Below are 13657 nucleotides of genomic sequence, written 5' to 3' on the forward strand. Positions count from 1 at the left end.
CCTCACGCTCACGGGCCGATATCGATGTCGCGGGCCTCGGCACGCCGCGCCGCTGATCGCTCGAACCCGAGCTGTTCGGCGACGGGATCGTTCCAGCCATAGGGATCGGTACGGAAGGCGGCGTTGCCGGCGTCGCCGACATAGACATTCTCGTACAGCAGCCGCACCGGGATGCGGCGCGGCAGCGGGACGAACTGCATCTCGCCCGACGCCTGCGCGGTCTGCCATGCCTCGGTAACGCCCTGGTCGTCGGCGAGCATCTGCGCGAAGCCGATCGCATCCTCGACGCGGACGCAGCCATGGCTCAGATGCCGCTGGCTGCGGTCGAACAGCCCGGGGGCGGACGTGTCGTGCAGATAGATCGCCTGGTCGTTCGCCATGTCGAACTTGACGAGGCCGAGCGCATTGCTCGGGCCGGGCTGCTGGACGATCCAGCCGTCGCGCAGGACCATGTTGTGCTCCTGCAGATAGGCGTCGTCGACATTGGCCATCTCGCCGTTCTGGATCGACTTCGGCACGGTCCAGGTCGGGTTGGCGACGAGGCGGTAGATCGGCGAGGACAAGGCCGGCGTCTCGCGACCGGGTTCGCCGACGATCACCTTGCGCTGATCGACGAGCACGCCGTCGCGGTAATAGCGCAGTTGCGAGGCGGCGGTGTTGACGTCGATCCGCGTCGCCGGGGGCGTCCGCTCGAGCCAGCGCCGCCGCTCCAGCGCCACCGCGAGCGCGCGCGCGCGATCACCGGGTCCGAGATTGAGGACCTTGAGCGTCTCGGGCCCGACGATCCCGTCCGCGGCGATGCCGTAATCGGTCTGCAGCCCCTTCATCGCGTCGGCGATTGCCTGCGTATAGACCGGGGCGCTAGACGGGGTGGCCGGCTGGAGGCCGGCGATGGTCGAGGCGGATTGCGCCAGCGTCGGCGCGGTGACGGGGCCGGGCGTCAGGAGATAACCGCTCTCGACCAGCTGTTCGACGATCGTCGCAACGCGCGGATCGCGGGTGCCGACGCGGATCAGCGCGGCAGCGCCCGTCTGGGCGGGCGCCTCGAGCGGTGCGGGGCCGGCTGGTGCGGTGAGCGCCTTCTCGCTGAAGACGCGATAGGCATCGGACAGCAGGCGATAGTCGGCATCCTGCGGCGCCAAGCTTTCAAGCCAGTCGTCGACCTTGTGCCGCGCGATCGCGGCGACCAGCCCGGTGGCGAGATCGACGCTGGGTCGCGGCAGGGTATAGACCTGATGCAGCGTCGCCGGATCGACGCGGCCCCTTGCCAGTGCACCGCCATAGGCGAGCGCGACGCGCGTGCGGGCGACGTCGATATCCGCCGGGGCCGCGTCGGCAGGCAGGTCAGGCAGGAAGGCAACGTGATCGAGGCCATGGCGGCTGCGGTCGCCGAGCGCAGTGTTGAGCGCCGCGACGTCTGCATCCGACCAGACCGCACGCCACTTCGCCTTGGTGTAGACCGCGCGGACGGTCGCGTCCGTCACCGCCTGCCGGCTGATGACGACGCCGCCGATCGCAGCGGGGGCAGCACTCGGCTTGGCAGGAGGCGCGGCGCGTCTCGGCGCAGTCTGGGCGGGCTGGGCACCGGCGGCGCCGTTCGTCAGGAGGAGTGCAAGCGGCATTGCGCCGGACGCGAGCCGGGCTCGCAGGGTCGTCACTATCATCCCTGTACAACGTACCAGTCGCCGCATCGGCTCAGATCGACGGCGAAATTCCCGCGAACCACGTCGCATAGGGGGTGTTGGCGGCCATGTGGCGGTTATAGTCGGGCGACCCGTCATGCCACCAGACCGGGCCGCGTTCGCCGAGCCCATGCTTGGCCGCGTCGACGTCGGCACGTGCAGCGGCGACCGCGTCGGCATCGTCCCGACGTCGGGCCAAGCCGACCGCGCGTCGCGCCGCCATCAGTGCCCGCACCAACTCGGCACGATCGGCTTCGGGCAGCGACGGATCCGCGCACCGCCACAATCGGCCGCGGACGACGAAATAGCGGCCGTCGGGGGTCGTCGGATAGGCCTTGGGGGGCGTGCTGCCGGCCATGCCGCGCTCAGAGCATTGCGAGCGGTTGTGGCGACCGCGGGCGGGGAAACGCCGTGTCGAGCGCGGCAAGATCCTCGGCCGACAGCACGAGATCGGCGGCTGCCCGGTTTTCGCGGACATGCGCGACGCTCGCGGCCTTCGGGATCGCGATCGTCGCGGGGCGTTGCAGGACCCAGGCGAGCGCGACCTGCGCGGGCGTCGCGCCGATGTCCCCGGCGATCCGCGCCAGTGCCGGATCGGCGAGGAGCCGGCCCTGTTCGACCGGACTATAGGCCATGACGGGAATGTCGTGACGGTCGAGCCAGGGGAGGAGGTCATGCTCGGGACCACGCCGGGTCAGATTGTAGAGGATCTGATCGGTCGCGCAGCCCTGTCCGCCCGCCGCCGCGAGCTCGGCCATGTCCTGCGTATCGAGATTGCTGACACCCCAGTGGCGGATCTTGCCCGCTGTCTTGAGCCGTTCCATCGCCTCGACCGTCTCGGCCAGTGGTACCGACCCGCGCCAGTGCAGCAGATACAGGTCAAGCCGGTCGGTCCTCAGCCGCGCAAGGCTCGCCTCGCAGGCGGCGGTGAGGCGATCGCGCGAGGCGTTCTGGGGATAGGCCTTGCTGACGAGGAACAGCGTGTCGCGGACATCTTGGAGCGCATCACCGATCAGCGTCTCGGCGGCGCCGTCGCCGTACATCTCCGCCGTGTCGATCAGCGTCATCCCGCACTCGACGCCTGCGCGCAACGCTGCGGTTTCGGCCTCGCGACGATCGGCGCGCTCGCCCATCATCCAGCTTCCCTGGCCCAGGGCTGGCACCGTCTCGCCGCCCGGGAGAATCACCGATTTCATCGTCTGCCCCAATCGCTCTGGTCGTCAGGGGTCAACGCCGGTCGGACGCGCGGGATGCGTGCCGTGAGGGTTGTATTGCAAATAGTGTATCGGGGGATCTTGCCGCGGTCTGGCGCGGGGCGTCTCGCCAGAAGCGAGCTCTCGCGGCTTGAAAATGGCTCCCTGAGTAGGATTCGAACCTACGGCCACTCGATTAACAGTCGAGAGCTCTACCGCTGAGCTATCAGGGAACGTTGCCGGAGGCGGCTCTATAAACGGCCAGTTGGACGATGCAACCCGGTTTTTGTCGATTTCTGCAACAAATTGCGCCGGGGCCGGGGCTATGCTGCGAACTGTTCCATCGTGATGCGGTCGTCGAGCGCATGCTCGGGATCGAAGAGCAGGGTGAGTTCACGCGCACGGTCCATGCAGATGTCGACCTGTGCCACGTCGCGGATCTCGCGCTGGTCGGCGACCGCGGAGACGGGGCGTTTGCCGGGGTCGAGGACGCGGATGCCGATCCGCGCCTTGTCGGGCAGGATCGCACCGCGCCAGCGCCGCGGGCGGAACGGGCTGATCGGCGTCAGCGCGACCATGCCCGAACCGAGCGGCAGGATCGGGCCCTGCGCGGAGAGGTTGTAGGCGGTCGAGCCCGCGGGCGTCGCGACCAGGATGCCGTCACAGGCCAGTTCGGCGAGCACGACGCGGTCGTTGACCGTCACCTCGAGCTTGGCAGTCTGGCGCGTCTCGCGCAGCAGCGAGACCTCGTTGATCGCGGGGAGGGTGAGGGTGCGTCCGTCGATTCCGGTCGCGGTCATGCTCAGCGGCGTGACCTTGAACGGCTTGGCGCGCGAAAGGCGGTCTTCGAGGCCGTGATGCCGCCACTCGTTCATCAGGAAGCCGACGGTACCCAGATTCATTCCGAAGACCGGGACCGCGGGCTTGCGCCTTTCGAGCATCGCATGGAGCGTCTGCAGCATGAACCCGTCTCCGCCCAGCGCGATGACGACATCCGCCTCCTCGGGCTCGACCCAGTCGCCCAGATCGGCGAGCTGGGCGGCGGCGGCCTGTGCCGGCGGGGTGGCGGAGGCTACCAGCGCCCGGCGGACATAGTCGGTCACCCGCCGGTGACGCTCATGTGACGCGCGACCGCGGGACCTTCGCCCTCGCCGATGCGGAAGTCGTGCCGCTTGGGCTTGGCGTAGAGGCCAGCGTCGATCGCCGCGTCGAGCCCGGCGATGCCGCCGTCACGCAGCGCACCCTTCAGGTCGACCTGATCGTCATGCCCGAGGCACAGGTACAGCTTGCCCTCGGTGGTGAGACGAACGCGGTTGCAGCCTTCGCAGAAATTGGCGGTCAGCGGCGAGATGAGCCCGAGCCGCGTACCGGTGCCGTCGACGTTCCAGTAGCGTGCCGGTCCGCCCGTCTTGTACGAGTCGCGTTCGAGCCGGAACCGGGTCTCGAGATCGCGGAACACGCCGGTCAGCGGGAGGAACCGGTCGGTGCGGTCCTCGTCGATCGCGCCGAGCGGCATCGTCTCGATCAGGGACAGATCGAAGCCCTCGTCGCGGCACCAGGCGAGCATCGGTGCGATCTCGTCCTCGTTGAAGCCCTTGAGCGCGACCATGTTGATCTTGATCGCGAGGCCCGCATCGCGCGCCGCCATGATGCCGCCGATCACCTGCGCGACGTCGCCGTGCCGGGTGATGTAGCGGAACCGTTCGGGATCGCGGCTGTCCATGCTGACATTGACGCGGCGGATGCCCGCATCGACCATCGCCGGCGCATGCTCGGCCAGCCGCGTGCCGTTGGTGGTCATCGTCAGCTCCTCGAGCCCGCGGCCGAGATTGCCACCCAGTCGCTTGACGAGATCGCCGACGTCGCGACGGACGAGCGGCTCGCCGCCCGACAGGCGGATCTTGGTCACGCCGCGCGCGATGAACCGCTCGGCGATGATCGCGATCTCGTCGAGGCTCAACAGCTTGGCGCGCGGGAGGAAGGTCATCGCCTCGGACATGCAGTAACGGCACCGCAGATCGCAGCGGTCGGTGACCGAAATCCGCAGATATTTGATCGTCCGCTGATGCCGGTCGACCAGCGGACGATCGACGGTTGCGGAGTGGCTCGAAGGGGAGTGAGACGCCATAGCAACAGAGCTAGGTGGTGCAGTGTCGAGCGGCAAGTGCGTTCCAGGATTGGCGACGGGCGATGGGGTGGCTAGGTTGTCGGCGATGACACCGGCCACACTGGATACAAAGGACATGCTGAACAGAACGATGCTGTTCGCATGCTCGTTCCGTCACTTCGCGGAGATCGCTGATATTGCGGTGGCTTGCGGCTGGGATGCGGTGGTCACTGCGACCGCTAGCGGTATCGACCCGGCCTATGTCGAAAGCGGCGCGCCGGTCGCGCTGATCGATGCGCGCGGGGCGATCGCGCAGGGGCTGGCGGCGGCGCAGACGATCGCCCCCCGGGTCGCCGAGGATGGCGGGGCGCTGCTGTTCGTCCTTTCGCGCCGCGACTGTACGGCGCTCGACCGCGTGTTCGAGCTGGGGGCGACGCATTTCCTGATCGATCCGGCGAGCGACGGCGAACTGATCCAGTCGCTGCGCTTCGCGGCGCGTCATGTGACGCGCGCGCCGGGCCGGCCGGGCATCGTCGACCGCCGCGACGCGATGGCCGGCGCACGCTTCGGTCGCGATCCGAACCTCGCGCAGCAGTGGATCGCGGCGCGGATCGGCGACGGACAGCCGGTCTCCGTCGTGCTCGTCTCGCTGTCGCGGCTCGACATCGTCAATGCTGCGCATGGTCGGCCCGCGGTCGATTCGCTGATCGAGGTCGCGGTCGAGCGGGCGGAGGCGGTCGCGGCCGAGGCGATGGCGGGCGCCGCGCGCGTCGCGCGTCTCGGCGGCGCGGATCTCGCGCTCGTGGTCGGGGCCGGGGCCACGGACATCGCCGCGCTGATCGCGGCACTCGACGAGGCGCTGGCGCGGCCGTTCGCGGTCGCCAATGCGCTGGCGGTGCTCGGCTGCCGGTTCGGTGTCGCGAGCCACCAGCCGGGGGATCCGAGCGATCCGGCGGACGGTGCCGCGACGTTGATGCGGCGCGCGTTCGGTGCGCTCGCCAAGGCCAAGACCAGCGACGGCGCGATGCTGCAGATCGCATCGGCGGCGCACGACATGTCGCTCGATGCGCTGGCGATCGACCTGCACCACGCGATCGAGCTCGACGAGATCGACATCCGCTTCCAGCCGCAGGTCGAGATTGCGAGCGGACGGATCACGGGCGTCGAGGCGCTCGCGCGCTGGGATCACCGCAAGCTGGGGCCGCTGGGCGCGGATGCGCTGTTCGCGGCCGCGGACCGCGCCGATCTGGGGATCGCGCTGTCCGACCATATCCAGCGGCTGGTCCTGGCACGCGCGCTGGCATGGCCCGAGGCGCTGGCGACGCTGCGCGTGTCGCTCAACCTCACCGCGGCGGATATCGCGCGGCCCGGCTTCGCCACGCTGTTCCTCGCGCGGGTCGACGATAGCGGCTTTCCGCGCGGGCGCCTGACCGTGGAGATTACCGAGACCGGGCTGATTGCGGATCTCGCCAGCGCGTCGACGCTGCTCACCGAATTGCGCGGGGCGGGGTGCCGCGTCGCGATCGATGATTTCGGCACGGGCTATTCGAGCCTCGCCTATCTGAAGGATCTGCCGCTCGATTATGTGAAGATCGACAAGGCGCTGGTCCACGACATTGGCGGCAGCCCGCGCGACCGGGTCGTCGTCGCCGGCGCGATCACGATGGCGCGGTCGCTCGGCCTGTCGGTGATCGCCGAGGGGGTCGAGACGCGCGAGCAGCTGGAGCTGCTCGCAGCGTGCGGGGCCAGCCTGTATCAGGGCTTCCTGCTGTCCGAGCCGGTCGGCGACGCGGCCTTGCTCGAACTGGTGACCCGGACATGAGCCGGGCAGGATCTGCCATGATCGTCGCGGTTGCTGCGGCGACGATCGCCGTCACGCCCGCGCTGGCCGCGCCCGACCGGGCACCCGCATCGGTGGCGATCCGGGAAGCGATGGCGGCGAGCGCGGCGGGGTGGAATGCGGGCGATCTCGCCCGGTTCGTCGCGGTCTATGCCGAGGATGCGGTGTTCGTGACGCCCAAGGGTCTGGTGCGCGGAAAGGCCGCAATAACAGCGCGCTATGCGCCGAGCTTCACGGGTGGTGGCAATAGCCGGGGGCAGCTGAGCTTCGTTCCCGCCGAGCTGCGCGGGATCGATCCGACGCATGCCCTGCTGGTCGCGCGCTGGACACTGACCGGCGCGACCTCGACCGAGACGGGGATGACGACCTTGCTGTTCGAGCGGCGCGGCGATGCATGGAAGATCGTCGCCGATCACAGCAGCTGAGCGCGGCGGCGCTCAGCCCGCCGCCTTTGCCAGCCCCTTCGACAATTGCAGCGCACCGTGCAGCCGTGCCTTGGGATCGCCCCAGGCGCGCTGGAGCACCAGCTTGCTGTCGGGCCGCAGCCGCGCGACGCCGTTGAGCCGTTCGACATAGGCGAGCAGCTTGTCGATGTTGGGCGGGGTGTCGTTGTGGAACGAGACCAGCACGCCGCGCGGGCCGACGTCGATCTTCGACACGCAGGCGCGCTTCGCGTTCAGCTTGATCTCGATGACCCTGATCAGATTCTCGGTCGCGTCGGGCAGCGGGCCGAAGCGGTCGATCATCTCGGCGGCGAACGCCTCGATCTCCTGACCTTCCTCGAGCTCGTTCAGGCGGCGATACAGCCCCATCCGGAGGTCGAGATCAGGGACATACTCCTCGGGGATGAGGATCGGCGCGTCGACCGTGATCTGCGGCGAGAAGTCCTTCGGGCGCGCAGAGGCGAGACCGCCCGACTTGGCGTCCATGATCGCCTCCTCGAGCATCGCCTGGTAGAGTTCGAAGCCGACCTCCTTAATATGCCCGGTCTGCTCGTCGCCGAGCATGTTGCCGGCCCCGCGGATATCGAGATCGTGGCTCGCCAGCTGGAACCCGGCCCCGAGCGAATCCAGATCGGACAGCACTTTCAGCCGCTTCTCGGCGGTCACCGTCATCTGCCGCTCGGGCGGGGTGACCAGATAGGCATAGGCGCGCGTCTTCGAACGGCCGACGCGCCCGCGTAGCTGATAGAGCTGGGCGAGGCCGAAGCGGTCGGCGCGGTGGACGATCATCGTGTTGGCGGACGCAATGTCGATCCCGCTCTCGATGATCGTGGTCGAGACGAGCACCTCGAACTTCTTGTCGTAGAAGGCGGACATGCGCTCTTCGACCTCGGTCGGCGACATCTGTCCGTGTGCGACGACGAAGCGGATCTCGGGCACCTGTTCGCGCAGGAACTCCTCGATCTCGGGCAGGTCGGCGACGCGCGGGGTGACGACGAAGCTCTGCCCGCCACGATAATGCTCGCGCAGCAGCGCCTCGCGCAGCACGACGGGGTCGAAGGGCATGATGTAGGTGCGCACCGCGAGGCGATCGACCGGCGGGGTCTGGATCACCGACAGCTCGCGGATACCCGACATCGCCATCTGCAACGTGCGCGGGATCGGCGTCGCGGTCAGCGTCAGCATGTGGACGTCGGCCCGGAGCGCCTTCAGCCGCTCCTTGTGCGTGACGCCGAACCGCTGCTCCTCGTCGACGACGACGAGGCCGAGCCGCTTGAAGTCGATATTCTTCGCCAGCAGCGCGTGCGTGCCGATGACGACGTCGATCGTGCCGTTCGCCAGCCCCTCCTTGGTCGCTTTCGCCTCGCTCGCGGTGACGAGCCGCGAGAGGCGGCCCATGTTCATCGGGAAGCCTTCGAACCGGCTGACGAAGTTGTTGTAGTGCTGGCGCGCGAGCAATGTCGTCGGGCACACGATCGCGACCTGCTTGCCGCCCATCGCCGCGACGAACGCGGCGCGCAGCGCGACCTCGGTCTTGCCGAAGCCGACATCGCCGACGACGAGCCGGTCCATCGGCTTGCCCGCGGACAGATCGGCGAGAACCTCCTCGATCGCGCGGTCCTGATCCTCGGTCTCCTCATAGGGGAAGCGATCGACGAAGCTGGGATAGCCGCTGGCGTCGGGTTCGAGCACGTCGCCGGGATGGAGCGCGCGCTCGGCGGCGGTCGCGATGAGCTCGCCCGCAATCTCGCGGATCCGCTCCTTCATCTTCGACTTGCGACGCTGCCAGCCTTCGCCGCCCAGCTTGTCGAGCGATGCGCCTTCCTCCGACGAGCCGTAGCGCGAGAGGACGTCGATATTCTCGACGGGTACGTAGAGCTTGTCGCCGCCGGCATAGCTCAGCGCGACGCAGTCGTGCGGGCTCTGGCCGACCGGGATCGAGGTCAGGCCTTCGTAGCGGCCGATGCCGTGCTCGGTGTGGACGACCAGATCGCCGGGCGTCAGCGTCGCCAGTTCGGCGAGGAACGCGTCGGCGGATTTCTTGCGCTTCTTGCGGTGGACGAGGCGGTCGCCGAGCATGTCCTGCTCGGTGAGGACCGCGACGCCGGGCGCGGTAAAGCCGTGGTCGAGCGGGAGGACGACCAGCGCGACACCGAAGCTTTTTGCCGTATCTGCGACGCCGAGCGCTTCCTGCCAGGTTTCGGCCTGCTTGCCGCCCTTCATCCCGTGATCGGCGAGCAGGCTCCCCAGACGTTCGCGCGCGCCGATCGAATAGCTGGCGAGGATCGGCTTGCGACCCTGCTTGCGCAGTTTCTCGACGTGATCGGCGACGGCTTCGTAGATGTTCGCCTGTGCGGCGCGTTCGGGGCCGAAATCGCGCGGGCCGTCGACGTCGAAGTCGAGCACGGTGGCGCTGGTCGGTTCGTGGAAGGGCGTGACGACATGCGCGGTGGCGGCGTCGAGCGCGACGGACCAGTGCGGCGCGTCGAGATAGAGCGCGGTTGCCCCCAGCGGGCGATAGCTGCCGGGCTGCGCGGCTTCGGCGCGCCGGCGGTTCGCGTAATAATCGGTGATCGATTCGAACCGGCTCTCCGCCGCGGCGCCGACCCCGCTGTCGCGGACCACGACGTCGTCACCGCCGAGATGGTCGAACAGCGTCGCCATCTTGTCCTCGAACAGCGGCAGCCAATGCTCCATCCCGGCGATGCGGCGGCCGTCCGAGATCGCCTGATACATCGGGTCGCCCGTCGCGGTCGCGCCGAACGCGTCGCGGTAGCGCGTGCGGAAGCGCTTGATCGATTCCTCGTCGAGCAGGGCTTCGGAGGCGGGGAGCAAGACGAAGCCGTCGATCCGGCCGGTGGTGCGCTGGTCGGCGGCGTCGAAGGTGCGGACGCTCTCGATCTCGTCGCCGAAGAAGTCGAGGCGCAGCGCATGGTCCTCGCCCGACGGGTAGAGATCGACGATGCCGCCGCGGACCGCATATTCGCCCTGGTCGTGGACGGTGTCGGTGCGGACATAGCCGTTCGCCTGGAGCAACGTGGCGAGCTTGTCGCGGCCGATCCGTTCGCCGGGCGCGAGGCGGGCGACGAGCTGGCGGACGCGGAAGGGGGTCAGGACGCGCTGGGTCGCCGCGTTGACCGTGGTGAGCAGGAGTTGTGGGCCCTTGGGCTTGGCCTGCAGGCGGTGCAGCGCGGCGACGCGCTCGGCCATGATCCGCAGGGTCGGCGAGGCGCGGTCATAGGGAAGGCAATCCCAGGCGGGGAAGCTCAGCACCTCGAGATCGGGCGCGAAATAGGCCGCGGTCGAGGCGATCGCGCGCATCGCCGCATCATCGGGCGCGATGAACACCGCGCGCGTCTTTGCGGCGCGGGCGAGGTCGGCGAGCAGCGACGGCTGGAACCCCGACGGCACGCCTGACAAGGTCAGCGGGGTCGTCGCGGAGAGGATCGTGTTCAGATCTGGCATATTCGCTTCTCGTTCCCCGGCGAAGGCCGGGGCCCAGTTGGGAAGGCAATCTTAAATCAGGTTTTGACGTCAATCATCGACGTCCCCCAACTGGGCCCCGGCCTTCGCCGGGGAACAGTATCTCGGCGTTACTTCACGACCGTGACGTAGTTGATGTCGCGCATCGCCTGCATCATCAGGCCGTCCCATTCGGGCGGGCAGGGAATCGAGCCGATCGCCCAGCCCATGATGTCGACGTCCTGCTGTTCGAGCAGCGCCTCGAACCAGTCGAGCTGCTCGGGCGTCCAGCTGCGGCCATAGGTTTCGAAGAAGCCGCCGATCATCATGTCGGCTTCGCGCGTGCCGCGGTGCGAGCTGCGGAAGCCGAGGCGCTTGATGCGGGTTTCGTGGTCCATCATATCTCCAACGCCGATTGACCGGCGACCCGCTGGCGGCGGGCGTCGGCTGGGCTATAGGGGGCAGATAGTCATGCGACCCGAAATCCTCAATCCGCTGTTCGCCGAAACCCTCGTCCTGAAAGGGGTGGGGCCTGCGCTCGCCAAGCCGCTCGACCGGCTCGGGCTCGCGCGCGTCGTCGACGTCGCCTTCCATCTGCCGACCGGCTATGTCGATCGGGTGCCCCGCACCGAGCTGATGTCGAGCGATGCCGGGCGGATCATCGTCATCACGCTGACCGCGCGCGAGTATCGCGTCAGCGCGGGGCGTGGCCCGACGCGGGTGCAGGCGACCGACGAGCATGGCAATTATGTCAGCCTCGTCTTCTTCGGCGGCAGTTCGGGCTGGGCGAAGAAGCTGCTGCCGATCGGCGAGGCCAGGCGCGTGTCGGGACGGCTCGACGAATATGGCCAGGAACTGCAGATCGTTCACCCGGACATCGTCGAGCAGGACGAGGAGTTGCGCGAGCGCGAGCCGATCTATCCGCTGTCGGAGGGGCTGACCTCGCGGCGGCTGGCGGCGCTGACGACGCAGGCGGTCGCGCGGGCGCCCGATCTGGCCGAGTGGATCGAGCCCGGGCTGAAGGCGAAACGCGAATGGCCGGGCTGGCACGAATCGCTGGCGCGGATCCACGCCGACCCGTCGGATGCCAAGGCGCGCGAGCGGCTGGCCTATGACGAGGTGTTCGCCAACCAGCTCGCGATGACGCTCGTGCGTGCCGATACGCGGAAACGACGCGGGCGTGCGCTCCACGGCGACGGGCGGCTGCGGGGCATGCTAAAGCTGCCCTATACGCTGACCGGCGCGCAATCGCGGACAGTGGGGGAGATCGAGGGCGACCTCGCGCAGACCGCGCCGATGCTGCGGCTGCTGCAGGGCGATGTCGGCTCGGGCAAGACGCTGGTTGCGGCGATGGCGATGCTGATCGCGGTCGAGGCGGGGGCGCAGGCGGCGATGCTCGCGCCGACCGAGATCCTCGCGCGCCAGCATTACGAGACGCTGCGCAAGACGCTCGCGGGCCTTCCGATCGAGGTCGGCGTGCTGACTGGGCGCGACAAGGGGCGCGTGCGCGAGGCGACGCTGATGGCGCTGGCGAGCGGCGAGATCGATATCCTCGTCGGCACGCACGCGATCTTCCAGGATGCGGTCGCCTATAAGGACCTTGCGCTGGTGGTGGTCGACGAGCAGCATCGGTTCGGCGTCGCGCAACGGATGACGCTCCAGGCCAAGGGGATCGCGCCGCCGCATCTGCTGGCGATGACCGCGACGCCGATCCCGCGCACGCTGACGCTGGCGCAATATGGCGAAATGGACGTCAGCCGGCTCGACGAGATGCCGCCGGGCCGCCAGCCGATCGAGACACGGGTGATTTCGGAGGATCGGCTTGACGACGTGGTCAATGCGCTCGGCCGGCATCTCGCCGACGGCGGGCAGGCCTATTGGGTGTGCCCGCTGGTCGAGGAGAGCGAGAAGAGCGACCTCGCGGCCGCGGAGATGCGCGCGGAGACGCTGCGTGCGCGGTTCGGCGACAAGGTGGCGCTCGTCCATGGCCGGATGAAGCCCGCCGAGAAGGACGCGGTGATGGCCGAGTTCTCCGCCGCGCGCACCGCGGTGCTGGTTGCGACGACGGTGATCGAGGTCGGCGTCGACGTGCCCAATGCTACGTTGATCGTGATCGAGCATGCCGACCGGTTTGGTCTCGCGCAGCTGCATCAGTTGCGTGGGCGGGTCGGGCGCGGGAGCGGGCGGTCGATCTGCCTGCTGATGCGTGGGAACTCGCTCAGCGAGACGTCGCGCGCGCGGCTGGCTTTGATGCGCGAGACCAATGACGGCTTCCGGATCGCCGAGGAGGATCTGCGGTTGCGCGGCGCGGGCGAACTGCTGGGCACGAAGCAGTCGGGCGAGATGGCGTTCCGGCTCGCGACGCCCGACATGATGGCCGACCTGCTGCAATGCGCGCATGACGATGCGCGGTTGCTGATCGATCGCGACGGCGGGCTGGAGGGACCGCGGGGGCAGGCGGCACGCACCGCGCTGTACCTGTTCGACCGCGATGCCGGGGTGGCGTTGCTGCGATCGGGCTGACGGGCGGCCCGGTCAGCTGGTGCGGAGCATCGCCGCGAGCATGCCGTAATAGGCCTTGGGCGGGATCGTCCGGTCGAACGCGCAGCCGATCCGTCCGCCGAGCGACCAGCGGACGTGGGCGAGGATGTCACCGACGATCGGCATGCGGACGTGGAGCCGCTCGCCGGCGTCCAAAACGCCGTCGCAGCGCGCCATGAGGCCGCTTGGCGAGACGTTGACCAACGTAAGCCTCAATTCGGTGCCTGCGCTGTCCGCCGCACGCGTGCGGTGCATCACTTCGTCGCGCGGCTCAGACCGCGTCTCGTGCCTCGACATCGCTTGGTTCGGCATTGGTCAGTCCCCGCTGTGCCCCGGTCGAGGGCTAGGCCGACATCATGAAGCCCGTGCCACCAACCATCCCTAACGCA

The 13657-nt window shown here is 68.7% G+C and carries 11 protein-coding genes and 1 tRNA gene; 3 read left to right on the forward strand and 9 right to left on the reverse strand.

Annotated elements, in window-relative coordinates:
• Positions 1-8: 8 nt before the first annotated feature.
• From NEF64_RS07905 to moaA, 6 genes are all read right to left on the reverse strand, one after another.
• Positions 9-1658 carry a L,D-transpeptidase family protein gene (locus NEF64_RS07905; RefSeq protein ID WP_235516531.1) on the reverse strand — a complete coding sequence of 550 codons (1650 nt, stop codon included), beginning with the start codon at positions 1656-1658 and terminating at the stop codon, positions 9-11.
• A gap of 37 nt (positions 1659-1695) precedes the next feature.
• Positions 1696-2040, reverse strand: a complete 345-nt coding sequence (locus NEF64_RS07910; RefSeq protein ID WP_056409420.1) for a hypothetical protein — start codon at positions 2038-2040, stop codon at positions 1696-1698.
• A 7-nt stretch (positions 2041-2047) separates the two neighbouring features.
• Positions 2048-2878, reverse strand: a complete 831-nt coding sequence (locus NEF64_RS07915; RefSeq protein ID WP_056409421.1) for an aldo/keto reductase — start codon at positions 2876-2878, stop codon at positions 2048-2050.
• A gap of 155 nt (positions 2879-3033) precedes the next feature.
• Positions 3034-3108 (reverse strand) — tRNA-Asn (locus tag NEF64_RS07920).
• Between the two features lie 90 nt (positions 3109-3198).
• Positions 3199-3978: an NAD kinase gene (locus NEF64_RS07925; RefSeq protein WP_056405940.1), complete on the reverse strand. Its 780-nt coding sequence runs from the start codon at positions 3976-3978 to the stop codon at positions 3199-3201.
• Positions 3975-5003 (reverse strand): GTP 3',8-cyclase MoaA, encoded by a 1029-nt coding sequence (gene moaA / locus NEF64_RS07930; protein ID WP_056405939.1) that lies wholly within the window; start codon positions 5001-5003, stop codon positions 3975-3977. The genes NEF64_RS07925 and moaA overlap by 4 nt, the downstream gene beginning before the upstream one ends.
• Positions 5004-5118: 115 nt before the next feature.
• Here moaA and NEF64_RS07935 point away from each other — a divergent pair, with 115 nt between their 5' ends.
• Positions 5119-6804: a bifunctional diguanylate cyclase/phosphodiesterase gene (locus NEF64_RS07935; protein WP_056405938.1), complete on the forward strand. Its 1686-nt coding sequence runs from the start codon at positions 5119-5121 to the stop codon at positions 6802-6804.
• A 17-nt stretch (positions 6805-6821) separates the two neighbouring features.
• Positions 6822-7247, forward strand: coding sequence for a YybH family protein (locus tag NEF64_RS07940; RefSeq protein WP_042466595.1), 426 nt, complete (start codon positions 6822-6824; stop codon positions 7245-7247).
• A 12-nt stretch (positions 7248-7259) separates the two neighbouring features.
• Here NEF64_RS07940 and mfd read toward each other — a convergent pair whose 3' ends face one another.
• Together mfd and NEF64_RS07950 are read right to left on the reverse strand one after the other, a co-directional pair.
• Positions 7260-10730: a transcription-repair coupling factor gene (gene mfd, locus NEF64_RS07945; protein ID WP_056405937.1), complete on the reverse strand. Its 3471-nt coding sequence runs from the start codon at positions 10728-10730 to the stop codon at positions 7260-7262.
• A 128-nt stretch (positions 10731-10858) separates the two neighbouring features.
• Positions 10859-11125, reverse strand: coding sequence for an FAD assembly factor SdhE (locus tag NEF64_RS07950; RefSeq protein ID WP_252574780.1), 267 nt, complete (start codon positions 11123-11125; stop codon positions 10859-10861).
• A gap of 73 nt (positions 11126-11198) precedes the next feature.
• On the opposite strand from NEF64_RS07950, the gene recG reads away from it, so the two are divergent.
• Positions 11199-13250 (forward strand): ATP-dependent DNA helicase RecG, encoded by a 2052-nt coding sequence (recG, locus tag NEF64_RS07955; protein WP_056405936.1) that lies wholly within the window; start codon positions 11199-11201, stop codon positions 13248-13250.
• 12 nt (positions 13251-13262) lie between these two features.
• Here the strand turns inward: recG and NEF64_RS07960 are convergent, their stop codons facing one another.
• Positions 13263-13580 (reverse strand): PilZ domain-containing protein, encoded by a 318-nt coding sequence (locus tag NEF64_RS07960; protein ID WP_031395517.1) that lies wholly within the window; start codon positions 13578-13580, stop codon positions 13263-13265.
• Positions 13581-13657 lie beyond the last annotated feature (77 nt).

The sequence above is a fragment of the Sphingomonas aerolata genome (assembly GCF_023935825.1).
Classification (GTDB): Bacteria; Pseudomonadota; Alphaproteobacteria; order Sphingomonadales; family Sphingomonadaceae; genus Sphingomonas; species Sphingomonas aerolata.